This is a genomic window from Actinomycetota bacterium, assembly GCA_014360645.1.
Taxonomy (GTDB): domain Bacteria; phylum Actinomycetota; class Geothermincolia; order Geothermincolales; family RBG-13-55-18; genus Solincola_B.
The window spans coordinates 195,641-221,319 of sequence record JACIXD010000004.1; the positions used below are offsets into that span (position 1 = coordinate 195,641).

Genomic DNA, 25,679 nt, shown 5'->3' on the forward strand with positions numbered 1-25,679 from the left:
CTTTTTGAATGGTGCGGCTCCCCGTGCCCCCGAATGGACGCGCCGGCACGCGAGCATGGCTGCCCCACGCTTCTTCCCTCTGTTCCGAGCGGTCCCGCAAGCCGCGTAACCGCGATGGAGGGCTGAAGCCTGCAGGTGTTATTATCATTTGTGAAAAAACGACGCGAGGGAAAAATCATCTACATGGGCATCTCGAGATGGATTCTTATCCGGATGCTGGTATGTTGTTTCCGGTCAGAGACGGCGTGGTGAAGGATGGGCGATGACCTAGAGGGACGGATCCGGTCACAGGTGCGGGACGGAGCGTTCTCGCCGTGGGCTACAGTCACGGCCTACACGGGCGCGGCCTGCCTGGTTTTCGGATTCCTCTACCTGCTCTCACGTTACAGCTACCTCCTCTTCCACGGCATAGCCGAGGTGTTCAGCGTGCTCATCGCCTGGAGCATCTTCATCATCGCCTGGAACACCAGGAAGACTTCAGCTAATGGATATCTGCTCTTCCTGGGGATCGCCTACCTCTTCGTGGGAGGCATCGACCTCGTCCACACCCTCGCTTACAAGGGCATGGGGGTCTTCCAGGGATACCAGACCAACCTTCCCACCCAGCTCTGGATCGCCGCCCGCTACCTGGAGAGTATCTCCCTGCTCGTCTCCCCCTTCTTCCTGCGCCGCCGGTTCAAGCCCGCCTGGGCCTTCGCCGCCTACGCCGCCGCCTCGGTCCTCATCTACCTCACCATCTTCATATGGGACATATTTCCTGCCTGCTTCGTGGAGGGAATCGGCCTGACCGTCTTCAAGAAGGCCAGCGAATACGTCATCTGCGCTATCCTGCTGGGCGCCCTCGTCTACCTCTACCGCGGCCGGGAGAGACTGGGAAGAAAGGTCTTCTTAATGCTCTCCGCCTCCATCCTGATCACCGTGGCCTCCGAGCTCTCCTTCACCCTCTACGTGGACCCTTACGGGCTCTTCAACCAGCTCGGGCATTTTCTGAAGATCGTCTCCTTCTACCTCATCTACCGCGCGGTGGTGGTGACCTCGCTGACCGAGCCCTACGATCTCCTGTACCGTGAGCTGAAAGAGAGCGAGGAACGCTTCCGCGGCATAATCGAGAACGCCCCCTTCGGCTACTACCGCGTGGATAGGGACGGGCTCTGCCAGTACGTGAACCCGGTATGGGAACGCATGCACGGGCTTACCCTCGAGGAAGTGGTGGGCAAGCCCTTCGAGGTGCTCCGTCCTCGCGAGGAGCCGGAGGCTTACGACCGGTACCTGGAACAAGCTCTCTCCGGGAAGACCGTGAGCGGCGAGATGAGCCGCCTCGCCCGGGATGGCGAAACGGAGCATCTTATCTTCAGTATTCAACCGGTCAGGCGGGGCGGCGAGGTCGTTGCCGTGGAGGGCTTCATCAACGACGTCACCGAGTTGAAGAGGGCGGAAAAGGCGCTGCGGGAATCGGAGGAAAGATACCGGATACTGGCCGAGAACCTTCCCCAGGTTGTGTTCGAGATCGATGCGGAAGGATATATCACCTACGTTAACCGCGCCGGCCTCGAGATGTTCGGATACACGAACGAGGAGGTAGCGCGCGGCCTTCATGTTCTGGAGGTCATAGATCCCGCTGACCGCGCGCGCGCCGAGCGTGACGTCAGAAAGATACTGTCAGGGGCCTCATCGGGGGACATGCGGGAATACCTGGCGCGCAGAAGGGACGGATCCACCTTTTCCTGCATGGTATATTCCACGGTCATCAGGGACAAGGGAGGCAGGCCGGTGGGGATGAGGGGCATCCTCACCGATATCAGCGAACGCAAGCGCATGGAGGAGGAGATCATCAGGGCCAACCGTGAGCTCGAGCTCTACGCGGAAGTGGTCTCCCACGACCTCCGCGGTCCAGTCTCCGTCATCCGCTCCGCGGTTGCGGGCATGGAGGGAATGCTGGAAGGGTGCGACGACCGCGGGGCGGCGGAAAACGCCAGGAAGATACTGGAGATCATGCGCCAGAGTTCGCAGGCGGCGCAGGCGCTCATCGACGACCTGCTGGCGCTGGCCAAGGCGGGGCAGGTGCCGGAGAGGATATCCCCCGTGAGGGTGGGCGAGGTGGTGGAGAGGGTGCTGCGGGAAAGGGCGCCGGAGATGGAAAGCAAAGGAGTACGGGTGGAGCGGGATGAGGAGCTGGGCACGGTGGTGGCGGACCCCACGCACATATACCAGATATTCTCTAATCTTATCGCCAATTCTATCGCCTACAACGACAACGCGCGACCAAAACTGCGTATAGCCTACCGCGAGGAGGGCAGCCTCCACCGCTATACGGTGAGAGACAACGGACCCGGCATCCCCGAGGGGGAGCTCGAGGACATCTTCCTTCCACTCCACAGCGGAGGGGACGGGGGTACCGGGCTGGGCCTCTCCATCGTGCACCGCCTGGTCACCCTCTACGGGGGCACCATCCGCGCCTACAACGACGGGGGAGCCTGCTTCGAGTTCACCCTGCGCGACTACGCCGGACCGGGATCTTGAGGGATAGACCGCGCCGCGCCGGCGGAGTGCGGCGGTCCGCATCGTTCAACCGCCGTGGGGAAGGCCACAATCCCCGGCGACGCGACCTCACGAAGTTCGCGAGGCAAGGATGTTCAGGATGCGCGGGATGGAGAGCTCCAGCTGCAGCCTGCGCCCGGCGGCGATCTCCGGAGCGAACTCCCGGATGAGCTCCACCTCCTCGCGCGTGGGCGGGGGCAGCTCCGCGAGCTCATCCGCCACCATGAGGTCCCAGGGCACCTCCGCTTTTATCTCCTCCACGGTGTGTCCCGGGAAGACCCCCGCGAGGTATATCTCTTTGCTCTCCTCGTGGAAACGGAACACCCCCTTGGTGGCGTAAACGACCTTGGGCCCGCTGCCGGGCGGGAAGCCCGCTTTCTCCCGCGCGTCGTATCCATCGAGGTAACCTGGGGACGAGACGTAATCGACCTTCTCGACGAACTTTCCCCCGCGCATGGTGAGCACCGCCTTGCGCGCGTAGCCGAAGAACTCAGGCGCCCCGCCCGCTCCCATCATACGCATGCGAAAGTCATGGTAGTCCCCGAAAACGGTGGAGTTCATGTTGCCGTAGCGGTCGATCTGCCCCACCCCCAGGAAGGTCACGTCCACCAGCCCGCGGTTGACGATGGTGGAGAAGACGTCGATCATGTCGCACGAGTAGGTGTAGCCCCGGGTGCAGGTGGGATCCGCGATATGCAGGGGATTGCGGAAGGGCTCGATGCCCACCAGCCCCGCCTCGGTGAGGATGACGCAGTTGGGGGCGTGGGTGGCCTTTGCCAGCACCCCCGCCGCCATAGGGATGCCCTGGCCGATGACCACGATGTCGCCGTCCTCTATCTCCCTCGCGGCGTTGGCCACGATGATCTCCGCCTCGGTGTATCTCACCTCAGCCATTGACGAACCCCCCTTTCTCCTCCAGGGCACGGAGGAACTCGTCTCGCGTGAGCTGGAAGTTGAAGCTGACCTCGTTCTCGTCCCAGGCGCGCCTTCCCGAGGCCCCGTAATCGGCGGGGATGCTCGGGTAGGGCTTCGCCCGCAACTCCTGCAGGTACTTGAGGCCGAAGCGGTCAGCGTAGTGCTGCAGATACTCCCGCCGGTCCGCGACGCCGTAAACCCATTCATCCATCCACGCCTTCCCGCCCTCCTCGCTCATGGTCTGCATGAAGAGGAGGCTGCGGAAGATCATGTCGTAGTCGTAGAAACCGAGTAGCTCCGAGGGGTGGGCTCCCCAGGGCTCCTCCACCACCGCGCAGACGCGGAACGACGGCACGATGGTGAGATGGGGGGATCGCATGATGGTATCCCTGTCCACGATCTGCTCGCAGGAGACGATGACGCGGCTCGACGCCAGGCAGGCCCACTTGGAGTTGATCAACGCCCCCCACAGCTGGGCGTTGCCCGCCTTGTCGGCGCGCTGGACGTGCAGGACGGCGACGTCGGGGTTGCGTCCCTTGACCACCACCACCTTCTCGCCGGTGAAGGGGCATTCGACCTCTCCGAACTTCTGCCCCGCGCAGATGGTCTCCTTGCGGTAGACGTCCGTCTCCCTGATGCCGGACATCACCGGCAAGAAGGGATAGCCCATAGCCCCCGCCTGCAACATGGCGAGCAGGGTATAGTTGGAATAATCCTCCACCTCCACCTCGCCCCGGCGGAGGGCTCTCTCGAGCACCGTCTCTATCCTCTCGCCGGCGACGCGGAAATTGTAGGCCATGATGAGGCTGCTCACGCACTTTCCCAAGATGAGCTGGTCGATCTCGTCGATGCCCCCCTGTTGGAAGACCGTGAGGTTCTTCCTGCCCTGGCGGATGATCTCGTGGATAAGGGCATATGGTGTGCCGTAAAGGCAGTTGGCGATGACCAGGGAATCGCCGTCGCTCACGAAGCGCTCCACCGCCTCCCTGGCGGTCATGCGCTTGTCCTCCTGCATGAATTTTTCAGGCATGTGGACCTCCTTCCCCGCTTTGCCGTTTCGTATTCGTTTCAGGCCCTGTCCTTTCTGCGCTCATCCTTCGCTCCCTTCGGTTTCCGCGACTCGCTCCGTCCAGGCGACTGGCACCGCTGTGCCTCCCTGCGGTCGGCCCAGTCGCTTTCGCGCTGCGCTTCTCTCCCCGCGTTTGCGTCTCGCGCGCACGCATGCGTGCCAGGCCTGGACCTCGCTGCGCTCGCCTCTCGTTCGCTCCGACCTTCGCGTACTCGCTCCGTCCAGGCGACTGGCACCGCTGTGCCTCCCTGCGGTCGGCCCAGTCGCTTTCGCGCTGCGCTTCTCTCCCCGCGTTTGTGTCTCGCGCGCACGCATGCGTGCCAGGCCTGGACCTCGCTGCGCTCATCCTTCGCTCCCTTCGGTTTCCGCAACTCGCTCCGTCCAGGCGACTGGCACCGCTGTGCCTCCCTGCGGTCGGCCCAGTCGCTTTCGCGCTGCGCTTCTCTCCCCGCGTTTGCGTCTCGCGCGCACGCATGCGTGCCAGGCCTGGACCTCGCTGCGCTCGCCTCTCGTTCGCTCCGACCTTCGCGTACTCGCTCCGTCCAGGCGACTGGCACCGCTGTGCCTCCCTGCGGTCGGCCCAGTCGCTTTCGCGATGCATTCTGTCGTTATGTTATCTATAATCCGAGGAGGTTGGCGGCGTTGTGATAGAGCCACTTCTCCAGGACGCCCTCGCGAAGCGGCATCTGCCTTATCTCCTCCACCAGTTCCGGGACGCTCATGCCCATGAAGAGCCAAGTGGAACCGAAGATCACGCGGTCCGACAGTATGGTGTTGCCATATTCCACCAGGGGCTCCCAGCCGGTGTTGTGCCTCCCCACGTAGCGCGGGCGCATGGAGGCGAAATCGACGTACACGTTGGGATGGCGCCAGGCCACCGCCACCAGTTCCGCCGTCCAGGGCCAGCCGCCATGCCCCGCGATGATCTTGAGCTCCGGGAAATCCAGCGCTACCTGGTCGAGGTGCGAGGGGTGCTCGACGAACATGGGCAGGCTGGCGAAGCTCACCGACTGGTGCAGCCACACCGGCACCCCGAGCTCCACGCACTTGGCGTAGATGGGATAAAACTTGCGGTGATCGGCGGGGATCCCCTGCATGAAGGGGCGCATGGCCACGCCGGTGAGGCCCAGCTCCTTCACGCAGCGCTCCACCTCGCGCACCGCGTCCATGCCCTTGTGAGGATCGATGCCCGCGAAGCAGCGCAGGCGATTCGGGTGGCGGCTCACCACCTCGGCGAAGTAATCGTTGGAGAGGCCTTTTACTCCGGCCACCGTCTCCTCGTCCATGTTGTAGAGCACCGCCACCTCCACCCCCCAGGAGTCGAGCATGGCGATGAACTGCTCTTCCGTCTGCGCCAGCGGCTCCACCCGCGGTTCCAGGAAACGGTAGAGCTCCTCCTCGCTCATCTCCTCCTTGGCCCGCGCCAGTTCCTCGGCCTCCAAGCCCAGCATGGGGGCGACGCGCGGCCCGTAGATCCTGCGGAGGTACTCGGACATCTGAGGAGGGAGGCCGGTTATCTGGTCTATAACGGCCTCCTTGGTCGGCAGGTTGCACAGGCAGTCGATGATCTTCAATACCCCACCTCCATTCTCTTACCTTAACGGCGACCCTGTTCATTCAGGCGGAGACGGCGGCTGCCCTGGCGATACGGACGTCCTGGGACGGCGTCCCTCCCGCCACCCCGATCGCGCCCGTGAGCGCGCCCTCCGCGTCGAAGATGGGCAGGCCGCCCGGCACGGGGCAGAGGCGCTCGTTCCAGCCGGCGGTGGGTATGCCCAGTCCGGGAAGGTCCCGCACGCCGTAGCGCGTCACCTCGGAGCTGGGCGCGCGGAAGGCGGCGGCCGTCCAGGCCTTGTCGCGGGCGAGCTCGGCGGTGGGATAGGGGGCGCCGTCCATGCGGTAGAGCACCCGCGGCCAGCCCTCGGCATCGCTCAGGCAGACGCTCACCGCCAGCCCCATCTCCTCCGCCCTGGCCATGGCCGCCTCCACCAATTTTACATATTTATCCAGCCGACTCTCGAGCGGCGGGTCCTCGGCATCGTACATGGCCGACCAGCAGCGCTGGCTCACGGTGTTGTCGTCCTGGGCGGATGGGGTGCCGCTGGTGCCTACGCCCCCGATGACGGCCATTTCCTTGTCGCGGATGGGGATACCGCCCATGATGGTGGTCAGCCTCCCCTTGTGCTTGAACTGCAGCCCCATGCCGTGGTGCCCGAGGGGGAGCTGGTCCAGGGGCATGACCGCGGTGCGGGGGTCGGTCATGCGGCCCAGCATGAGGGTGGGGGCGAGGAAGGTGGCCGCGGTCCAGGCCTTCTCCACCCCGATGTCGAAGGTGGCCGGCGGGGCTCCTTCCATGCGGTGCGCCGCGATCACCGCACCCGCCTTGTCCACCACCACGATGCTGCAGGGCCAGCCGATGAGGTCCTCGGCCATGCGCTCCGCCGCCTGCAGGCCTTTGCGCGCCAGGTAGAGGGTGACCACGTCTATCTCGTTGCCGTTGGCCATGGTTATCCCTCCTCTCCCACACGCGCCGGCCAGTCCGCGGTGGCTACCAGGTCGGCCTTGGATTTGAGCACGTTCTTCAGGATGACGTCCCCCGCCTTCACGGGCGCCACCACCTTGACCTTCGCCGTCTCGCGCATGATGGGCTTCATGAGCACCTTGAGGACGGGGCGGGAGGTCCGCACCGGCAGCAGGGGACAGGCCTCGTCCTCGGTACGCACGGTGGCGGTGAGGGTGCGCACGGGGTTGCGCAGCTCCTCCAGGACGTACTTCTGCCCCTGCTTGCACTCCGCGCCCTTCAGGGCGGTCACCATGCCTCCGCGGTCGATCACCGCCGTGACGCGGCATCCCAGCGGGCAACCGATGCAGATGACCGTCTCGCGGGGGGACATTTCAATCGCCTCCCCTCAGCTCGCAGTCCACCACCAGTTCTCCCTTGATCCCCGCTTCTTTCATCGCCTGCCCCTTCACCTCCAGGATGATCATCTCGCTGGGACGCACGGTGCGATACCTCTTCCACAGGACGCCGCCCACCTTGACCGTGGCCTTGAGGCCGGGCCGCTCCACCCGCATGTGCAGGGTCACGTCGTCCTTGCCCGAGACGTACTGGGGGACCACGTACTTGATGTTCTTACCCGGGACCACCCTGACCCCCGTGGCGGCCTTGAGCCTGCCCTTATCGGCGTAGGCCGCGGCGGAGCGTCCCGCCGCTTCTGCCTCCCAGCTCACCCAGTCAACGAGGTCGTGGACCTGGACCACGTTGCCACCGGCGAAGATGCCCGGCACAACTGTCTGCCGGTTCTGGTCCACCACCGGACCCCCGGTCGCCGGGTCCAGTTCCACTCCCGCCTTGCGCGAGAGCTCGTTCTCGGGGATGAGCCCGGCGGAGATGAGCAGACAGTCGCAGGGGAAGAGCTTTTCCGTGCCCGCTATGGGGCGGCGCTCCGCGTCCACCCTCGACACCGTTACCCCCTCCACCCTCTCCTCGCCGTGGATGAAGGTGACGGTGTGTTCGAGCAGGAGGGGAATCCCGAAGTCGTGCAGGCACTGCACTTCGTTGCGGATGAGCCCGCCCGGCCAGGGCATGATCTCCACCACCGCCTCGACCTTCGCTCCCTCCAGGGTGAGACGGCGTGCCATGATCATGCCAATATCGCCGGAGCCCAGGATGACGTAGCGCGATCCCGGCATGTATCCCTCTACGTTCACGAAGCGCTGGCACGTGCCCGCCGTCATCACACCGGCCGGCCTGGTGCCGGGTATTCCGAGGGCGCCGCGCGCACGCTCGCGGCAGCCCATGGCCAGGACCACGGCGCCGGGCTTGAACTTCATGTAGCCGTGCCGGCGGCTCACGGCGGTGATGCCCCGCTCCGCGTCCAAGTCGATGACCATGGTCTCGAGCCGCGCCTCCACGCCCAGCGATTGCGCCCTTCCGATGAACGCCTTCTCGTACTCCGGCCCGGTCATGTCCCGTCCGAAGTAGAGCAGCCCGAAGCCGTTATGGATGCACTGCGGGAGCAGGCCGCCCAGCTGCTCGGCCCTCTCGACGATCAGGACTCTCTCCGCGCCGCGCTCGCGGGCGGCGATGGCTGCGGCAAGCCCGGCCGGGCCCGCCCCGATCACGGCGACATCGACCCGCTCAGCCATCTCCGCCTCCTTCCTCCAGAAGCTGCTTGGTCCGCAGGGGCACCTGTTGCGAAGCCCCTCCCGCCTTGGTCACCTCGGTCTCGGGGATGCCCAGCTCGCGGGCGAGTATGCGCGCCACGCGCGGACCGCAGAAACCGCCCTGGCAGCGGCCGGTTCCGGGGCGGACCCTGAACTTGACCCCGTCCAGGGTGGTGGCCCCGCGCCTGATGGCCTCCACGATCTCTCCCTCCGTCACCGTCTCGCAGCGGCAGACCACGTGGCCGTAGCGCGGGTCCTTCCTTATCAAGGCCTTTCTCTCCTTCTCGGAGAGCATGCTGAAGTCGGGGATGTCCTTGCGGTAGGGGTTGAACTTCGGGTTCGGTTCCAGCGCGAGGCCGTCTTTCCGGAGTATATCCAGCACCTCCAGGGCAGCCCCCGGGCTGGCGCTGACCCCGGGGTAACCGATGGTCATGTTGATGAAGCGGGGCACGCGTGCCGACATGGCCACCTCGCACTCGTGCCAGCCGATCTCGAAGTTCCGGAACATGAGGTAGCCGCAGAAGGAGTTGATGACATCCTTCTCCGAGATCTCGGGGATGATCTTGCGCGCGTTTTCGATAGCCCGGCGCGCCATGAGCGCGGTGGTGGAGCGGTCGTGGCGCCGATTGATCTGCAGCTGGATGCCGAAGAGAAGGTTTCCCTCCACGGTGGGCACCACGATGTTCATATCCCCCGGCTCCTCGGGCAGCACCGCCAGCAGGCTCCCGGCCAGTTCGGAGCAGTTGCGGTCGAGCACGCCCACGTAGCCCTTGATGGGGAAGAGGACGAAGTCGTCCGCGTTGACCATGGCCGCGATCCTGTCCACCCATTCCCCCGCCGCGTTGATGACGTAACGCGCCTTGATCTCGCCCCGGTTCGTGCGCACCCTGAACTCGGTATGGCCGGCCTCTATGTCCTCCACCTCCGTCTCCAGCATCAGCCGGACCCCGTTGGCTACGGCGTTTTCCACCAGCGCCTGGGTGAGGTAGACGGGATGGACCACGGCTATGGCATGGTCGTAGAGACCGCCCTTTATCTCGGGGGATATATGGGGTTCCCTCTCCTTCAACTCCGGATAGGGATAGTAGGTGTCGGAGCCCAGGCCCAGGCTCTCGGTGCGCCGGGCCAGTTTATCCAGCTTCTCTTTCTTGGTCATGTCCCGGATCATGAGGTACGCGCCCACCTTCTTGAAGGGCACGTCGAGCTCCCTGCACAGCGGCTCCATGAGGGGAAGCGCCCGCCACAGAAGCCTGGTGCGGTGATACTCGGGCCGGAACTCCAGGGTGTCCCTTCCCTGGCAGACCACGCCGACGTTGGCCTTGGTGATCCCCCAGCCCACGTCGACGTTCTTCTCCACCAACGTGACATCCACCTTGTACCTGGAGAGCTCACGTGCGGTGGCGGCGCCGAGCACCCCCGCGCCGATGATGAGGACCTCGGTTTCCATTACGGGCATCTTCCCCTCCCTTCCTCTAGAGAAGCGTAGAGTCCAAGCATGATGATATTTTCGTTAATGGCATAAGTCAAAAGTACGGGCCGCTGGTGGGGTCAGATCTTCGATCTTCGAAAACGGGTCCCGCGCATGGTTTCTCGGATCGACCGCAGGCCGCTTCCGAACGGGCCGGTGTTTCTCGGGGAAACATCTGCAGTGGTTTGTCCCATGTCCGGGGCTGACCCCATTATATTGCATATTGCAAACTTTTCAGGATTCAATTATCATGGCGTTGTGGACGAACTGAGGAGGACACGTGAATTCTAAGAAGAGACCGAACGACCTGAGTGAAAAGGTCGTGCTGATCACGGGAGGAGCGAGCGGCATCGGTTTCGCCGTCGCGGAGAGTTTCGCCGCCAGGGGAGCGATACCCGTCCTCGTGGACATCAACGGGGACAGCCTGGAGGGAGCGCTTGCGGCATTGCGGGAGAACGGCCGCCGGGCCCATGCCTTCCGCGCGGACGTAACCTCCGTCGGTGACCTGCGCCGTATCACCGGCGAACTCGAGGCCACAGGCCTCGTGCCGGACATCCTGGTGAACTGCGCGGGCATCACCCTCATCGCCCACGTCACCGCCACCGACCACGAGGAGTGGAAGCGCATCATCGACGTCAATCTCATGGGCACCGTCAATACCCTGGAGGTCTTTCTCCCCGCCATGGTCAAAAGGGGTTCGGGACACATCGTCAACATCGGCTCCATCGACGGCATCATCCCCATCCCCGGCCAGTCCGCCTACTGCGCGAGCAAGTTCGCCGTCACCGGCCTTACGGAAGTCCTCTACTACGACCTCAGGGAGAGCGGCGTCGGGGTGACCCTGGTGTGTCCGGGATACGTGAAGACCCCCCTGGCCAACACCTCGACCATCAAGGACCTGCCCCTGCACTTCAGGGGAGCGCGGCTGCTGGAGAGATTCCTTCTGAGCCTCGGCGCATCGCCGCGCAAGGTGGCAGAGCGCATCGTGGACGCCGTGGCCCGCGACCGTTTCCTGGTCATCCCCGGTTTTCCCTCGCGGATGATCTATCACTACCGGCGACTGTTCCCCCGCTTGGCGACGCGCTCCGGCCTGTGGGTGGCGAGGTTCTTCGCCTGGTGGCGGAAGAAGCTGCCCCGGCGGGCGCTGCAGTCGGTCTGAGCGGGCGCGGGCGGCCACGCCCGTCCCGGGTGACCTCGTTCTTGCCGTTCGGATCCGGCAGGAGAGGAGGTATTCCCCGGCCTCGCAAGCGCCGCGCCAGCCGCCGCTGTGGACCTCCTTGCTCTCCAGCTTCTTGTAGGTGAGGAATGAGTCCTCTATTTCACGATGTCCGGAAAACCCGTTCCGACATGTCCCGCCTCGCTTTCTTTTCGCGGGACCGTCCCTGGGGCATGCCGCCGCGCGTCTTTCCCCGTATGGGGTAAGTATACATCCGTGCGGTTGGGGAAAGAACGAAACGGCTTCCCGGGCTGGGTGCCGGCCCTTGCACATATCCATGTGGGCGCGGTGAGGCCTCATGCGGTCCACCGGCCTGAAGGCGGAAAGCCTCTGATGCTTGACGGGAAGACCGGATCGGGACATAATAAACCGACTGGTTGGTCTATTACAGGAGGAAGGTTGGAGGAGACCGAGCCCTCGTCCAAGGGCGAGAAAACGCGCCGGCGCATCGTCGGCCACGCCACCCTGCTCATGTACGAGAAGGGCTATAACCGCACCACCGTGGACGAGGTCATCGCCGCGGCGGGGGTGACCAAGGGGAGTTTCTATTTCCACTTCTCCTCCAAGGAGGAATTGGGGTACGCGGTGATCGAGAGCGCCTCCGAGCATATCCTGGGCCGGCTGCGGGGATTCCTCGACCGCCCGGACCTCACCCCCTACGGGCGCATCGAGGGTATGCTCGAGGAGATCCAGGGCATCGTGGAGTCCGCCGACTGCTCCCGCGGCTGTATCCTCGGCAACCTCGCCCTCGAGACCGGCAACACCCACCGGGGATTCCGGGAGCGGATCGCCCGGGCCTTCCGGGACTGGTCGGAGCTGATCGCGGGCGAGCTGGAGGAGATGAAGCGGGCGGGAGAGCTTCCTCCCGACTTCGACTGCTCCGCCTATGCCGGTTTCGCGGTCAGCGCCCTGGAGGGCGGGATCATGATCAGCAAGGTGACCCGGGACCCGGCCCCCATGCGCAACAGCGTGGCGCTCATCCTCGAGCAGCTCGGGGATCTCGCGGGGCGCGGGAGCACGAGCCCGCGGGCCCGTCCCCGCGGGAAGGGGCGGCGGTAAGAGAGGGGCGGCCGCGGTTGCGGCCGAACGGATGAGGAGGAGATGCTCATGCCGGACGAGACCTACGCGGCGCTGGCGAAACACCTGGACAAGATGCCCATCGGGGCGCCCATGAGCGAGGAGCTCATGGAGATACTGCGCATCCTCTTCACCCCCGAGGAGGCGGAGTTGGGCTCCAGGCTGCCCTTTATGAACACCGGCCTCGATGCCCTCTCCTCCATGACCGGCATGCCCGCGGGGGAGCTGGAAGCGATGCTGGAAGGCATGGTCTCCAAGGGAACCGTCTTCAGGAGCGAGAAGGGCGGGGTGGTCAAGTACCGCTTGCTTCCCACCGTGGTAGGTTTTTCCGAGACGCCCTTCTGGCCCGGGAAGGACAATGAGAGGGTGCGCAAGCTGGCCCCGCTGTGGAGAAGATACTTCGAGTCCTCCTTCGGGAAGGAGCTGGGCGAAAGAGAGGTCCCCGTCCTGAGGGTGGCGCCGGTGCGGGAGGAAGTCGCCTCCGGCTCCCAGGTCCTTCCCTTCGAGACTGTGCGCGACCTGGTGATGGAGGCCGACTACAGGGTGGTGGCCTACTGCCCATGCCGCCAGATACAGGCCTATGCCGGGGAGGGTTGCCGGCACGAGCGGGAGAACTGCTTCCACTTCGGGTCCATGGGGCGCTACATGGTCGAGAGGGGCATGGGCAGGGAGCTGACGCTGGAGGAGACCCTGGAGAAGCTCCGCGAGGCGCACGAGGAAGGCCTGGTGTTCTCCACCGACAACTACCGGGGAAAGGTATCCACCATCTGCTGCTGCTGCGGCTGCTGCTGCGTGTTCATCAACACCAGGAAGGAACTGGGCTTCGCCAATGCCCTGGCTCCCTCCAACTACGTCCCTCACGTCGACGAGAGATCCTGCGTGGGATGCGGCACCTGCGAGGAACGCTGCCCGGTGGAGGCCATAAGCCTGGGAGACGGGGAGACAGCCGTCGTCGACCCGACCCGCTGCCTGGGATGCGGCGTGTGCATTCCCACCTGCTCGGGTGACGCGCTGGTGCTGCGGCGCCGCGAGGATGCCCGGGAGATACCCGCCCTGCAGGAATTCATCGCCGCGCAGATGAAGGAGAAGGGCCGGCCATAAAATGCCATATAATACCGGGGAGGTCCGTGACATGTCGGAGGAAGTATACGAAGGGCTGCGGGAGCTTCTGGACCGCCACCCCACGGGATGTGCGCCGGCGCCGGAGATCATCGAGATCCTCAAGACTCTCTTTAACGAGGAGGAGGCGCGCGTGGCCCTCGGCCTGGGCTTCCGCCCCTTCAGGGTGGAGGACGTGGCTCGCCACGCGGGCGTGGATATCGGGACGGCGCGCGGCTGCCTGGAGTCGTTGGCGGAAAAAGGGGTGGTCTTCGTGCGGGAGAAGGAGGGAGAGCGCGGCTACGCCCTCCTCCCGGTCATGCCGGGCATCTTCGAGTTCCCCTTCATGAAGGGCATGAGCGATGAGATGAGGGATAAGCTCACTCCCCTCTGGAAAGAGTATCTCCCCAAACTGGGAACACGCTTCGGAGGGACGGAGACGAGGTTCTCCCGCATCATCCCCATCCAGGAGGAGGTGGAGAGCGAGCCCGGCGTACTCCCCTACCAGAAGGTCTATGACATGATCGACCGTGCGAAGGTGGTGGGCATCGCCACCTGCGCCTGCCGCGACCTGGAGCGCAAGTGCGACGCGCCGCGCGAGGCGTGCATGCTCTTCGACGAGACCTGCGCCTACCTGGTGGAGAGAGGCTTTGGGCGCTATCTCTACAAGGAGGAGATGAAGGAAAAGCTGCGCCAGTTCGACCGCGCGGGGCTGGTGCACCAGATCAACAACGTGCAGGAGCGCCTCACCTTCGTCTGCAACTGCTGCACCTGCTGCTGCGGGCTGCTGCGCATGAGCCTGGAATGGGGGAACCCTCCCGTCTTCATCTCCTCCGGCTTCGTGCCGGTGGTCGAGGAGGACCTGTGCAACGGCTGCGGCACCTGCGCGGAGGAGAGATGTCCAGTGGGGGCCATCCGGGTAGCGGACGAGAAGGCCGTCGTGGACACCACAAAGTGCATAGGCTGCGGACTGTGCGTGACGGGATGTCCCAACCGCGCCCTACGCCTGGAGGCGGTGAGCGGGTTCCCGGAGCCCCCGGCCACCACCGCGGAGATGGGCATGAAGATCCTGCAGGAGAAGGGCAAGCTGGAGCGCTTCCTGGAGGTGATCAACCCCTGAAGCGACCCGGACTAGAGGGGTCCTTGAGGCTGCGCCGCACCGCCCCTTGTCCTTACCTTCCCCAGCCTGGCGGTGGCCGCCGGACCGTTCATGCCGACATCATGCTCCCGACGGGTTCACCTCGACCCGGGCGGGCCACGGCGCGCACCCGCGCAATCCGACCTGCCGCGCCGCCGGATGACGGACGGCCTTCCGCCTTCCGGCCCATGGCATATAATCGAAACGGTGCTGGGAAAAGCCTGCTCGCGGCACGGAGGTGATGCCATTGATCGTGGACGCGCATGCCCATCTCGAAACCCCCGTCCTCGGCGTGACCCCCGACCCCGGGCGCCGGCGCACGACGCACCTGTTGATGTGGAGCTACGAGCTCCTGGGGTTCCGCAACCCGCTCTGGAAGGGGGAGCCGCCAGGAGCGGCGCGAGCGCTCATCGCCATGGAGAACCAGCTGCGCCTGTCCATGGGATGCAAGAAGAACCTGCTGCGCAGCATGGAAAGGAACGGCATCGACAGGAGCGTGGTGCTGCCCATCGCCCCCTTCTCATCCTCCAGGGAATACCTGGACGCCTGCGAGGGCGAACACCGGCTCATACCCTTCGCTAGCGCCTGCCCGGCTCCGGGATGGGAAAAGGAGCTCGGTGAGGCGATGGAGCGCGGATGCAGGGGCCTGAAGATACATCCCATCCTGCAGCGCATCGCTCCCGAGGACCGTTTCTATTTCGACCTCTTGGAGGAGTTCTCGCCCCACCGCAGACCGGTACTCATCCACGCGGGCGAGTTCGATTACTATGTGGTGAGGGACGGCTTCTCGTCCTACGGGGACACCTCCCGCTACGAGAAGCTCATCCGCGCCTTCCCGGAGGTGCCCTTCATCCTCGGGCACATGGGCCTCTATTATCCACAGAAAGCCCTCCGGCTCGCGGAGCGCTACGAGAACGTATTCCTCGAGACCTCCTTCCAGCCCCTCAAAGTGGTGCGGGAGGCCCTGAGGGTAGCGGGCAGGGAACGGGTGGTCTTCGGCTCCGACTGGCCGGAGAGCGACCCCCGTTACGCCCTGAGGATAGCCCGCAGGGCGGCGGGCGAGGACGGGGAGCTGCTCCGGAGGCTGACGGGCGGGAACATCCTGGCGCTGCTGGGATAGGCGGCTGAAGACCGAGAGAAGAGGAGATGGCGGGAATGCGGCAGCATGGCGGACGGCGCGAAGCAGGTCACGAGATGATCGGTAGGACCTCATCCATGCCGGATAGCGGAAACGAGACCGCTAAGCGGAAGAGGTGCGCTTGGGCATGCTCACGGAACCGGGAGGTGGGAAGATGAAGAAGGTCTGGCAGGGAGAGCTGGACGGGGTGGTGGAAGCGCTGGGGATAAGGAGCAGGCCGGTGGCGGTGACCTTCACCAACCAGGAGTTGGAGGCCGGTAAGCATAAGAAGGTCTGGGTGTGCAACGCCTTGAAGCAGGCGTCGCGGGGGAGGTCCTTCGTCATAGACGCGGAGACCTCGGCCTGTCCCGGAGGCGGCTGGCACTGCGGCCTCACCCCGCCGCCCCAGGGTCCGGCCTGGCGCGGCCTGCAGTGGTTCCTCACCCGCGGCGAGAAACTGACCGCCTCCATAGTGAGCTTTCACCGCATGCAGTCCCTGGCTGCTCCCCCGCCCCTGGGGATGGCGGAGCGCATGGTCATGGCGCCGGTGAGCGAGGCGGAGCTCCGCCCCGACCTGGTGGTCTTCCTGGTCAACGCGGAGCAGGCCTGCCGGCTGGTCTTCCTCGACCACTACTGGGACGGCATACCCCTGCGCGCGGAGCTCACGGGATCCCTTTGCCACTCGGCCATCGCCCATCCCCTGGTGACCGGCCGCTCCAACGTGACCTTCGGGGACTGGACGGCCAGGCGCATGCAGAAATACGGCCCGGATGTGATCTTCGTCAGCGTGCCCTACGAGCGCATCCACAATCTGGTGGAGGCGGTCCCCGCGTGCTCCGCGGGCACGGCCGAGCTGGAGATCCCCAAGGGCTTCCGGAGGCGTTGATCCCCGGACCTCGGGGAAAGCCACCACCAGCCCGGCTGAGACAGACGGTCTGGGGACGAATTCGCGGGAACCGGCACTCGCATGGTCCTCGAGGCGCCTGTGCCGGGGGCCCGCGCGACCGCCTCGCCGCCAACTCACCCGGGTAACGCCCGGTGCCCCCGCGACCGGGCTTCAAGGGCAGGCCGTGGCCCTGAGAACGAGGATAGGAGCCTGCCTTCTGTATGCCATTTAATACCATATGCTCTCCGAGGGGTCATGTTCACCTGCCACCGTCATTCCGCCACTCGGCGGGCACCTGCATGACCTGCGCCGCCCTCCGCCTTCCCCGGCCCGGCTACCGCGGTGCCCGTACACGCGGCGGGAAAGCCGTGTAACCAAACCGCGCTGGGAGGTGTTTAAGCCTGCAGATATCGAGGGGTTCGGCTGGAGGCGGGAGGTCGGTCTTCTCGCAAAAGCTCAGGCAGACAACCCCGATCGAAGCGGCGCTCCACCCGTATTTTCGCGTCCCCAGGGCGCGACAGGGGAGTCGCGGCGGATCGCCTTGTGGCGCATCCGCCGGACGCGGGAGTCCGCGGGAGCGTAGAGGACGAGAGACAGGCACAAGTTCCAGGAAGTAAAGGTCCAAGAAGGAGGTGTTGCCCGTGAAGAACGCGAGAAACGTATGGGAGAGCATACTTAAAGGACTGTCACACTCGGAACGGGGCTTGACCATACTCGAGGAGGAGGGGGAAAAGGTCTATTCACCCCGAGAGCTGAAGGAGGCGGCGGAAAGGGCCGCCTGCGGCCTGATCAGGGCGGGCGTCGAGCCCGGCGACCGCGTGGGCATCATGGCCCAGACCACCCCCGCCACCGTTATCACCTTTCTGGGTTGCTGGGCGGCGGGGGCGGTGGCGGTTCCCCTTCCCCTGCCCATGCGGGCCGTGGACCCCGCCTCTTTCATCGAACAGAGCCGCGGGCGCCTGGAGAGAGTGGGCGCCAGGCTTCTAGCCCTGCCGGAAACGTTCATGCCCATGGTCGGCGAGCTGGGCGTGGGGGTGAGGATGGTCGCCTGCGAGGAGCTCTCCTCGGGCGGGGGCCTTCCTCCCGCGTCCACCACCCCTGAGGACGTCGCCCTGGTGCAGTTCACCTCCGGGTCCACCAGCGAGCCGCGCGGGGTGGTGCTCACCCACGCCAACATCATGGCCAACGCCAGGGCGATAGCGCGCAAGGCCAAAATCACCCACCATGACCGCGTGGTCTCGTGGATGCCCCTCTACCATGACATGGGCCTGATCGGTTTCCTGGTCACCGCGCTGAGCTGCGGCACGGACCTGGTCCTCATGTCCCCCCAGCGTTTCGTGTCCGACCCGGGGCTGTGGTTGCGGGCGCTCAGCGACCACCGCGCCACCATCACCGGTGGGCCGAACTTCTCCTACGCCCTCTCCACGCGCGTCCTGGAGGGAGGCCGCGCTGGCGACCTGGACCTCTCCTCGCTGCGCCTCGCCCTCAACGGCGCGGAGCCGGTTGACCCCGAGGCCATGGACGGTTTCGTGAGGGCGGGCTCGGAGTACGGACTGAAGCCCGAGGTTCCCTATCCCGTTTACGGTCTCGCCGAGGCCACCCTGGCGGTGACCTTCCCCCAGCCCGGCAAGCGCTACCGCGTGGACCACGTCTCGCGGCACGACATAGAGGACGCCGGCGTGGCCTCACCTGCCGAGCCCGGCGAAGAGGGGACGCGAGCCCTGATCTCGCTGGGCACCCCGCTGGAGGGAGTCGGCCTGCGGGTGCTCAAGGAAGACGGCAGCGAGGCTGGAGAGCGGGAGCTAGGCGAGGTGTGCGTGAGCGGTCCCTGCGTGATGCAGGGCTACTGGGGCGACGAGGCGGCCACCGCCCGGGCCATCCGTGAAGGGTGGCTGCACACCGGCGACCTTGGCTACCTCGCGGGGGGCGAGCTCTACCTCGTCGGCCGCATCAAGGACATGGTGATCATCGGCGGGCGCAACCTCTTCCCAGAGGACGTGGAGCGCTGCGCGGAGCGCGTGAGCGGCATGCGCAAGGGCAACGCGGTGGCCTTCGGGGTCAGGACCAGGCGCGGGAAGGAGCGGCTGGTGCTGGTGGGAGAGACGCGCCTCTCCTGCGCCGAGGCGGCGAGGGAGACGGCGCGGGCGGTCTCCGAGGCGGTGCGCGAGGAGATCGGGGTGCCGGTGCGCGAGGTCATCCTGGTGCCCGCCGGCACCCTGCCCAAGACCTCGAGCGGGAAGAAGCGCCGCTTCCTGTGCCGCGAGCTGTACCTGGGTGAGAGGCTGCAGGCGGTGGCGCGCAGCGGCGTCCCCATCTACAGCGGCTGAGCGGCAGCCGATCCCTTGCCTTCCGGGCAAGGCGATATCCTCTCCTGTCGCGGCGTGTGGGTCAGGCCTCCGGTCAAGGGCCGGAGGCCTGACCCTCGAGAGCCGGGCTGGTAGAATGTTCTCGGGTCGCCGGAACAGGTGCGGGCACAACCGGCCCACGGCCGGGCAAGAGAGGCGGTGGAAATGGAACCGGACGGTGGCTACCAGAGGGAGCTGTCCTACCAGGAGCACGTCTTCGAGGAAGAGCCCTTCTACCTTCCCCATGGGGATGAGGTGGAGATATTCCGCGCCGCCTACCGCGCCCGTCTGCCCGTGAACCTCAAGGGCCCCACGGGGTGCGGAAAGACGCGTTTCCTGGAGTACATGTCCTGGCTGCTCGGCAGGGAGGGCGGGTTCCGGCTGCCCCTCATCACCGTGGCCTGCCACGAGGACCTCACCGCGGGCGACCTGGTGGGGCGCTACATCCTCCGCGGCGACCAGACGGTATGGGTGGACGGCCCCCTCACCGCCGCGGTCAAGGCGGGGGCTATCTGCTACCTGGACGAGGTGGTGGAGGCGCGCAAGGACACCATGGTCCTCATCCATCCCCTGGCGGACCACCGGCGCATCCTTCCCCTGGAGAAAAAGGGCGCTTTCATCCGCGCCCACCCCCGCTTCCTGCTGGTGGTCTCCTACAACCCCGGTTACCAGTCCATGCTCAAGGACCTTAAAATAAGCACCCGCCAGCGGTTCGCCGCCATCGAGTTCTCCTATCCACCGCGGGAGGCGGAGGCGCGCATCATCCGCGGGGAGGCGGGGGTGGACGAGGCGGTAGCGCGGGACCTGGCGCTGCTGGGGGAGCGCGCGCGCAACCTGGGGGAGAAGGAGCTGGAGGAGGGGCCGTCCACGCGCCTGCTCATCTACGCCGCCAGGCTCATCGCGGGCGGGGTGCCGCCGCGGCGCGCGTGTGAGACGGCGGTGGTCTCGGCGGTCTCCGACGACCCGGTGGTGCAGCAGGCGCTGCGGGACCTGGTGGCAGCGGTGTTCCCCTGATAAGGGGCGCGCGGAAAGGAAGGCGGGCGTTGACCTCCAGCCTCAACCTCTCCATCTACGCCACCGCCCTGGTGGAGGAACCGGCGGGGTCGGATCCCCGCGCGGTCCACCTCGACGAGGCAAGAGCGTGCTTTTCCCTTTTCTCCAAGGGGGTGGGGGGACGGTACCTGCAGGCCAGGTCCCTGGCGGAGGCCCCGGGCTTGCTCGCCAACCCCAGGCGGCATTTCCCCTTCAGCGACGGTAGGGACGTCTATCTCCCCCCGCGTATGGAGGCCTTCGAGTCGCGCGCTGACAACTGGAGGGTCTTCCGCCTCTACACCGCCCTGCAGGCGGGCCAGTGGGAGGCGGGTAGCTTTGACCGGCCGCGCGCCCGGGAGGCAGGGAGCCCGTCGGGGGGCATGACCTGGCGTGACAGCGGCGAGCCCCTCGCCTTCCTGCGGTACTTCTTGGGAAGATTTCCCATGCCGGGGCTGGCCGCGGACATCTTCATCACCGTGGAGTCTGCGCGCGTGGCCATCCGCCTGGCGAGGGGTTTCGGGGGGATCGCCGCGGACCTGGCATGGTTCCTCGAGCGGTTGGGGCCCAACCTCGAGCCCCTCGACCATCAGTGCGTGCTCTGGAACCTCTTTTTCGCCCTCCTCTCCCCCGTGGCGGGGACCTCTCGCCAGGGTTGCCCCTCGGAGGTCCTCCGCGTGGCGGAAGGGGCCGCGGAGGAGGGCGCGGACCTCAAGACCAGCCTCGAGGTCACCCTGAACCTCTACCGGCTGTTCTCCTCCCGGTTCACCGTAACCGCGGGAGAGGGAGGACGCCTCCGCCTCGACGGGCTGGACGCCTTTTTCTCCGAGGTCATGCCGGGCTTGAAGGGGAACCGCGCCACCCTCTTCGGGCGCGAGGCCGCGGAGGGAGAGGGGGCGGATCTCGTGCCCCCGGAGCTGGGAGAGGTCCTCTCCCTGGATTTCTATTCCCACCTCATCCCCTCCGGGGTGGGCGAGTTCCTGGCGGAGGACGCCCTGGGAAAGAGGCTGGGGGAGGGAGAGGAGCGGAGCGGCGCGCGGCCGGGGCGCGAGGCACCGGGGGACCAGGAGACGTATTCCGGTGAGGAGGGCGTTTTCCGCTACCCGGAATGGGACTACCTCGCCGGCGCCTACCGGCGCGAGTGGACCACCCTCCACCAGCAGGCGGCCGAGCCCGGAGACCCCCTCGCCGCACGGCGCCTCCTGGGCGAATGGGAGGAACTGGTAAGGGAGGTCACGCGGCAGTTCCGCCTGCTCCGCCTGCAGGAGAGGGCCTGGAGGAAGAGACTGGAATGGGGGGAGGAGATAGACATCGCCGCCGCGGTGGAGAGGGCGGTGGCCCTGCGCGGCGGGCTGCCCGCGACGGAGAAGATATACATGGAGAAGCGGCGCGTGACCCGCGAGGTGAGCGCCCTCTTCCTGCTGGACCTCTCCGCCTCCACCTCCTCGCAGATCGAGGATGGCGACCACGCGGGCGAGACGGTGCTGCAGCTGCTTCTTGCCAGCGTGGCGGTGATGGCCCGCGCCCTGGAACAGCTCGGCGACCGCTATGCCATCTTCGGCTTCTCCGGCTACGGGCGCCACCGGGTCGATTTCCTGCGCATCAAGGGCTTCGGCGAGCCCCTGGACGAGGCGGTATGGGGCAGGCTGGGCGGCCTCAAGCCCCTGAAGAGCACGCGCATGGGGGCGGCGGTCCGCCACGCCCACCGTCTGCTCGACGCGGAGGCCTCCTCCCTCAAGCTCATGCTGGTGCTCTCCGACGGCTACCCCCAGGATTTCGACTACGGGGAGGACCGCACCGACCGCGAATACGGCCTGCGCGACACCGCCATGGCCCTGCGCGAGGCGGAGGCGCACCAGATCCTGTCCTTCAACCTCACCGTGGACGCCGCCGGCCACGATTACCTGCGGCGCATGTGTCCCCCGCACGGCTACCTGGTGCTGAAAAGCGTGGAGGACCTCCCCTCCGAGCTCCCCAAGGTGTACCTCAAGCTGCGCGGAAACTGAGGGACCGCCCCTCATTCCCGTCCCGGATTTCACATTTCGAACAGCAAGGGTTCCTTGCATGATTTGCTGAAATAAGCATCGGAACAGCAATATCAGCAATGCAGGAGGGGGAAACATGTAGAACCTTGCGGGTGAAGCGTAAAACGGGCGTCTGAGGCTCCATTTCGACCACGATCTGAGGCTGGAATTTCGCGGTCCCAAGGTCACCACCGACACCGGGTTTCCGGCGGTGAGGGAGCTGGACGAAGTGCTGGGGCTCACCGAGATGGCGGGAGTGATGTTGCAAGACGGAAGGATGGGCAGGAACATCAGGCACCGGATGACGGGGCTTCTGAGGCAGTCCGTCTATGTAAGGCTGGCAGGATACGAGGATGTCAATGACCAGGAGGCGCTTGCCCGTGACCCCGCCATGCGGGCTGTTGTCGGAAAGAAAGCCTTGGAGAGGGGCGCCGTCAGCTCCCAGACCGTGTCCCGCTTCGAGACCCAGACCCTGACAAGCAATGAGAACGTATTAGCCCTGGCCGCCATCAATCACGCCTGGGTGGCCAGGGCGATGCCTGCAAGAAAATCGTCCCGGACACGGACCCGTCCGAGTCTCCGGTGTACGGAAAGCAGGAGGGCTCGGCCTACAACGGGCACTTCAACTGTACCTGCTACCATCCCCTGTTCGTCTTCAGCAGCACGGCGACTGTGAAGGGGCTCATTTGCGGCCGGGCAACGTCCACTTCGCAGACGGCTGGCGGGACCTGCTGGAGCCCATAGTGGACAGATACCGGGCCTCAGGCGGAAAGCTCTACTTCCGCGCCGAAGCCGCCTTCACCTCCCCGGATATTTATGAATACCTTGAGGAGGAAGGCGTCCTCTACGCCATCGGGATCAAGGCCACCGGCAGGCTATATGAACGCGTAGAGCACCCGACGACCAGGCCGGTGGGCAGACCATCGCTGAAACCGAAGGTCTTCTGTCATGACTTCTTCTACCGGGTAAAGTCCTTAAGGAGGCCCCGGAGAATCATCGCCAAGAGATTGAGTGGCACCAGGGAGAGCTATTCCCCCGGGTGGGGTTCATGGTCACCGATTTAGGCAAGGGAGCGAAGAAGGTGGTGAGATCCTACAACCAGCGTGGTTTTTGATAGCAGCACATCAAAGAGGGCAAATACGCCCTTTCCTGTACATACATGTCGTGCCCTAGCTTTCCCTCCAACCAGGTGAGGCTGGCCCTCTTCGCCTTAGCCTACAACCCGGGCAACTTCCTCCTGCGCTTCGCCCTCCCTGAAAAGATATCCCACTGGTCGCTTTCAAGCGTCCAGCTCGAGCTGATAAAGAGAGACGCCTAGGTCGTCTGCCACTCCCGCTGTACGGTCATTTAGGATGGCGGAGCCGGCCATTTCGGGGGCTCTCTCCGCCGAGGTCTTTGCCCGCATCAGGTCACCGGCCATGGCTCCGACTTGAAGCGGCGGATAGAGAAAAGTAACCGCACATGCAGCCCACCTCGAGCGGTCAAGCCTCTCCGTATATCACTGGAATTGAGATTCCCGTTGCGAAAACGGGAGGGGGCATCATGGGTAAGGCGGAATACCGGGGCTATGACTTTTTGGCCTGCCTCAATTTTGGTAGAATCATGCTGTCTGGAGCTGTATATGGGAAATCCTGGAGAAAAGAGGGGGAAAGATGGGGCTTATGCGTATCCTGAACGTCCTAAGCAAACCGCTGTTCAAGATCATCATCAAGCACCGCTGGGGCTACGACGAGGCCGAGTACCGCAAGGCCATGGAGCTGGGCTTACTGGAGGCGGTGGACATGGAGGCCATGACCTACTGGCTGGTGGCCGAGCCGGTATGCTCCCACCACTGCTCCGGTTGTCACAACGAAGGGCGCCCCCTCTATTTCAACCCCATGGGCATGCTCATACGGCACAAGTGCCCGCCGGGCGTCTGCATCCACGGGCTCTCCCAACTCTCGCCGCTGATCTACGACTACTACGACCACATGCTGCAGGGCAAGGACCCTAACCAGATGGTCTTCGACCACGTCACCTGCACCGACGCCGGCCTGGAGATGGGAGGCCTGGGCGACAACCTCTTCAGGCTGCGCCGGGAGAAGATGCCCCTGATCGAATACGCGCGTTTCATGCTCACCATGCTGCCTTTCCTGTTCATCAAGAACAGGCGGGCGAGGGGGGAGTGCCGGGCGATGGAGGAGGCTCCCACCTCGGGCGGGCCGGAGCCGAGCGATTTCATGAGGACCCTGCCCCTGCAAGAGGATGAACTGGAGGCTTTCCTCGCCTCGCCCAAGCGCGCGAGGAGGCTGCAGTCCATCGAGAGGTTCAAGGACCATCATATAGTGATCCGGGTGGTGTCCTCCCGGGCCTGTATCGCAGGGCACAAGGAGGGGGACGAATTCCATCTCGATGCCCTCGGCAGGGTACTGCGGCCCGAGGGAAACGAAGGTGTCTGCATCATGGCCCTTACCAAGATCTGGTGGAGAGTGATGCTGATGATGGAGAGGATGGCGGCCGGCACAGAGTGCGCGAGCAAGCTCTTCGACCTCCCTATGAACTGCTACGGCGCCGGCCTGCCACTGGGAGCCTGCGGCGAGATCATGATGAGAGTCGAGCTCCGTAAGACATGAAACATCTCTACAGTTTGCATCGCGGAAGCGATGGCGCCGACCGTAGGGAGGCGGTACGGTGCCAGTCGCCTGGACGGAGACGGAGCGAGCCCGTGGCGAGCAGAGCGAGGTCCAGGCCTGGCACGCGTTCATCTGCGCAGGCCCCGCATCGCGGAAGCGACTATGCCGCAGGCGCAGCTGTGCAAGTCGCGTGGACGGAGACGGAGCAAGCCCGGGGCGAGCACAGCGAGGTCGAGGCCTGGCACGTGTTCATCTGGTAAGAGGCAAAGATCGAGAAGGGGAAGAGACGGCGTTTGAGAAGTTCAAGAAAACCTTCCTGCCCGCAATCCCGAGGTACAGTCGAACCTGAAGGTCGTCGTAGACGAGGAAAAATGCTCCTGGTGCGGCGACTGCGTGCAGGCCTGCGCCATGGCCTGCCTTTATCTCGTGGACAAGAAGGCGCGCCAGATAGAGAGGAGGATGTGCTTCGGGTGCTCCGCGTGTCTCTCACACCGCGAGAAGGGCGCCTCCTCCATGCAGGACTTCTATAACGTGGATGAAAGCCTCTTCAAGACCATGTCCTTCCATCCCGATGACGGGTACCCGGACATCCCCGAGGTGGAGGGCATCGAGGGCCTGACCCCGGTGGAGGAGGTCATCTACAAACGGCGCAGAAACCGCATTTTCTCCAAGCAACTCGTGCCGGACGCGCTGGTGCGCCGGGCCGTGGAGGTAGCGCCCTATGCTCCCTCGCACGGCAACTGCCAGCCCTGAGCCTTTATCGTGGTCAACGGCTGGGTGGAGATGCACTATATCGCGGCTTAATCCTGTCAATTCCCCTACTAGTGCAGAGGCATACTCATGACATAAGGCATTGTGGTCGAGAGAATGTCCGTCGTCGATAATCCGGATCCCGTTCAACGTCCCCACCTCCCGGCGACCCCGCGCCCAACGCCCGCTCCCTCCACATGCGGGGCGCCCCCTGCCCCGCGCTCAAGTGA

19 protein-coding genes and 1 pseudogene are annotated in these 25,679 nt (G+C 65.2%); 13 read left to right on the forward strand and 7 right to left on the reverse strand.

Annotated features, from left to right (window positions below):
• The first annotated feature begins 291 nt into the window (after positions 1 to 291).
• The gene (locus tag H5T74_05010; GenBank protein MBC7229737.1) at positions 292 to 2,520 is read left to right on the forward strand and encodes a PAS domain S-box protein; all 2,229 of its coding nucleotides are present in this window, start codon (positions 292 to 294) and stop codon (positions 2,518 to 2,520) included.
• An 87-nt stretch (positions 2,521 to 2,607) separates the two neighbouring features.
• Here the strand turns inward: H5T74_05010 and H5T74_05015 are convergent, their stop codons facing one another.
• From H5T74_05015 to H5T74_05045, 7 genes are all read right to left on the reverse strand, one after another.
• Positions 2,608 to 3,432, reverse strand: a complete 825-nt coding sequence (locus H5T74_05015; protein ID MBC7229738.1) for a hypothetical protein — start codon at positions 3,430 to 3,432, stop codon at positions 2,608 to 2,610.
• A complete protein-coding gene (locus H5T74_05020; protein ID MBC7229739.1) occupies positions 3,425 to 4,483 on the reverse strand; it encodes a CoA transferase subunit A in 1,059 nt (352 codons plus the stop codon). The genes H5T74_05015 and H5T74_05020 overlap by 8 nt, the downstream gene beginning before the upstream one ends.
• A gap of 656 nt (positions 4,484 to 5,139) precedes the next feature.
• On the reverse strand, positions 5,140 to 6,096 hold the full coding sequence (locus H5T74_05025; GenBank protein MBC7229740.1) for an amidohydrolase: 957 nt from the start codon (positions 6,094 to 6,096) through the stop codon (positions 5,140 to 5,142).
• A 43-nt stretch (positions 6,097 to 6,139) separates the two neighbouring features.
• The gene (locus tag H5T74_05030; protein MBC7229741.1) at positions 6,140 to 7,027 is read right to left on the reverse strand and encodes a heme-binding protein; all 888 of its coding nucleotides are present in this window, start codon (positions 7,025 to 7,027) and stop codon (positions 6,140 to 6,142) included.
• A 2-nt stretch (positions 7,028 to 7,029) separates the two neighbouring features.
• Complete coding sequence (locus tag H5T74_05035) at positions 7,030 to 7,416, reverse strand: DUF1667 domain-containing protein (GenBank protein ID MBC7229742.1); 387 nt, start codon at positions 7,414 to 7,416, stop codon at positions 7,030 to 7,032.
• A 1-nt stretch (position 7,417) separates the two neighbouring features.
• Complete coding sequence (locus tag H5T74_05040; GenBank protein ID MBC7229743.1) at positions 7,418 to 8,671, reverse strand: FAD-dependent oxidoreductase; 1,254 nt, start codon at positions 8,669 to 8,671, stop codon at positions 7,418 to 7,420.
• A complete protein-coding gene (locus H5T74_05045) occupies positions 8,664 to 10,145 on the reverse strand; it encodes an FAD-dependent oxidoreductase (protein ID MBC7229744.1) in 1,482 nt (493 codons plus the stop codon). Before H5T74_05045 ends, H5T74_05040 begins: the two co-directional genes overlap by 8 nt.
• A gap of 292 nt (positions 10,146 to 10,437) precedes the next feature.
• On the opposite strand from H5T74_05045, the gene H5T74_05050 reads away from it, so the two are divergent.
• The 12 genes and pseudogenes from H5T74_05050 (at position 10,438) to H5T74_05105 (ending at position 25,452) form a co-directional block, all read left to right on the forward strand.
• A complete protein-coding gene (locus H5T74_05050; protein ID MBC7229745.1) occupies positions 10,438 to 11,316 on the forward strand; it encodes an SDR family NAD(P)-dependent oxidoreductase in 879 nt (292 codons plus the stop codon).
• 456 nt (positions 11,317 to 11,772) lie between these two features.
• Positions 11,773 to 12,432: a TetR/AcrR family transcriptional regulator gene (locus H5T74_05055; protein ID MBC7229746.1), complete on the forward strand. Its 660-nt coding sequence runs from the start codon at positions 11,773 to 11,775 to the stop codon at positions 12,430 to 12,432.
• Positions 12,433 to 12,474: 42 nt separating this feature from the next.
• A complete protein-coding gene (locus tag H5T74_05060; GenBank protein ID MBC7229747.1) occupies positions 12,475 to 13,551 on the forward strand; it encodes a 4Fe-4S binding protein in 1,077 nt (358 codons plus the stop codon).
• Positions 13,552 to 13,582: 31 nt separating this feature from the next.
• Positions 13,583 to 14,668 (forward strand): 4Fe-4S binding protein, encoded by a 1,086-nt coding sequence (locus H5T74_05065; GenBank protein MBC7229748.1) that lies wholly within the window; start codon positions 13,583 to 13,585, stop codon positions 14,666 to 14,668.
• Positions 14,669 to 14,927: 259 nt separating this feature from the next.
• Positions 14,928 to 15,806 carry an amidohydrolase family protein gene (locus H5T74_05070; protein ID MBC7229749.1) on the forward strand — a complete coding sequence of 293 codons (879 nt, stop codon included), beginning with the start codon at positions 14,928 to 14,930 and terminating at the stop codon, positions 15,804 to 15,806.
• Positions 15,807 to 15,978: 172 nt separating this feature from the next.
• Positions 15,979 to 16,689 (forward strand): DUF169 domain-containing protein, encoded by a 711-nt coding sequence (locus H5T74_05075; GenBank protein MBC7229750.1) that lies wholly within the window; start codon positions 15,979 to 15,981, stop codon positions 16,687 to 16,689.
• A gap of 641 nt (positions 16,690 to 17,330) precedes the next feature.
• Positions 17,331 to 19,016, forward strand: coding sequence for a fatty acyl-AMP ligase (locus H5T74_05080; protein MBC7229751.1), 1,686 nt, complete (start codon positions 17,331 to 17,333; stop codon positions 19,014 to 19,016).
• Positions 19,017 to 19,199: 183 nt separating this feature from the next.
• The gene (locus H5T74_05085) at positions 19,200 to 20,048 is read left to right on the forward strand and encodes a CbbQ/NirQ/NorQ/GpvN family protein (protein ID MBC7229752.1); all 849 of its coding nucleotides are present in this window, start codon (positions 19,200 to 19,202) and stop codon (positions 20,046 to 20,048) included.
• Between the two features lie 29 nt (positions 20,049 to 20,077).
• Positions 20,078 to 22,069: a hypothetical protein gene (locus H5T74_05090; protein MBC7229753.1), complete on the forward strand. Its 1,992-nt coding sequence runs from the start codon at positions 20,078 to 20,080 to the stop codon at positions 22,067 to 22,069.
• 151 nt (positions 22,070 to 22,220) lie between these two features.
• Positions 22,221 to 23,520, forward strand: a pseudogene (locus H5T74_05095) (IS1380 family transposase).
• Positions 23,521 to 23,739: 219 nt separating this feature from the next.
• A complete protein-coding gene (locus H5T74_05100) occupies positions 23,740 to 24,699 on the forward strand; it encodes a hypothetical protein (protein MBC7229754.1) in 960 nt (319 codons plus the stop codon).
• Positions 24,700 to 25,107: 408 nt separating this feature from the next.
• On the forward strand, positions 25,108 to 25,452 hold the full coding sequence (locus H5T74_05105; GenBank protein MBC7229755.1) for a hypothetical protein: 345 nt from the start codon (positions 25,108 to 25,110) through the stop codon (positions 25,450 to 25,452).
• Positions 25,453 to 25,679: the final 227 nt, after the last annotated feature.

Excerpts from the sequence above, each read along its gene's own strand:
- H5T74_05015 (MBC7229738.1), bottom strand. The coding sequence starts at position 3,432 with ATGGCTGAGGTGAGATACACCGAGGCGGAGATCATCGTGGCCAACGCC.
- H5T74_05020 (MBC7229739.1), bottom strand. The coding sequence starts at position 4,483 with ATGCCTGAAAAATTCATGCAGGAGGACAAGCGCATGACCGCCAGGGAG.
- H5T74_05030 (MBC7229741.1), bottom strand. The coding sequence starts at position 7,027 with ATGGCCAACGGCAACGAGATAGACGTGGTCACCCTCTACCTGGCGCGC.
- H5T74_05035 (MBC7229742.1), bottom strand. The coding sequence starts at position 7,416 with ATGTCCCCCCGCGAGACGGTCATCTGCATCGGTTGCCCGCTGGGATGC.
- H5T74_05040 (MBC7229743.1), bottom strand. The coding sequence starts at position 8,671 with ATGGCTGAGCGGGTCGATGTCGCCGTGATCGGGGCGGGCCCGGCCGGG.
- H5T74_05045 (MBC7229744.1), bottom strand. The coding sequence starts at position 10,145 with ATGCCCGTAATGGAAACCGAGGTCCTCATCATCGGCGCGGGGGTGCTC.
- H5T74_05060 (MBC7229747.1), top strand. The coding sequence starts at position 12,475 with ATGCTCATGCCGGACGAGACCTACGCGGCGCTGGCGAAACACCTGGAC.
- H5T74_05065 (MBC7229748.1), top strand. The coding sequence starts at position 13,583 with ATGTCGGAGGAAGTATACGAAGGGCTGCGGGAGCTTCTGGACCGCCAC.
- H5T74_05070 (MBC7229749.1), top strand. The coding sequence starts at position 14,928 with ATGCCATTGATCGTGGACGCGCATGCCCATCTCGAAACCCCCGTCCTC.
- H5T74_05075 (MBC7229750.1), top strand. The coding sequence starts at position 15,979 with ATGAAGAAGGTCTGGCAGGGAGAGCTGGACGGGGTGGTGGAAGCGCTG.
- H5T74_05085 (MBC7229752.1), top strand. The coding sequence starts at position 19,200 with ATGGAACCGGACGGTGGCTACCAGAGGGAGCTGTCCTACCAGGAGCAC.
- H5T74_05100 (MBC7229754.1), top strand. The coding sequence starts at position 23,740 with ATGGGGCTTATGCGTATCCTGAACGTCCTAAGCAAACCGCTGTTCAAG.
- H5T74_05105 (MBC7229755.1), top strand. The coding sequence starts at position 25,108 with ATGGCCTGCCTTTATCTCGTGGACAAGAAGGCGCGCCAGATAGAGAGG.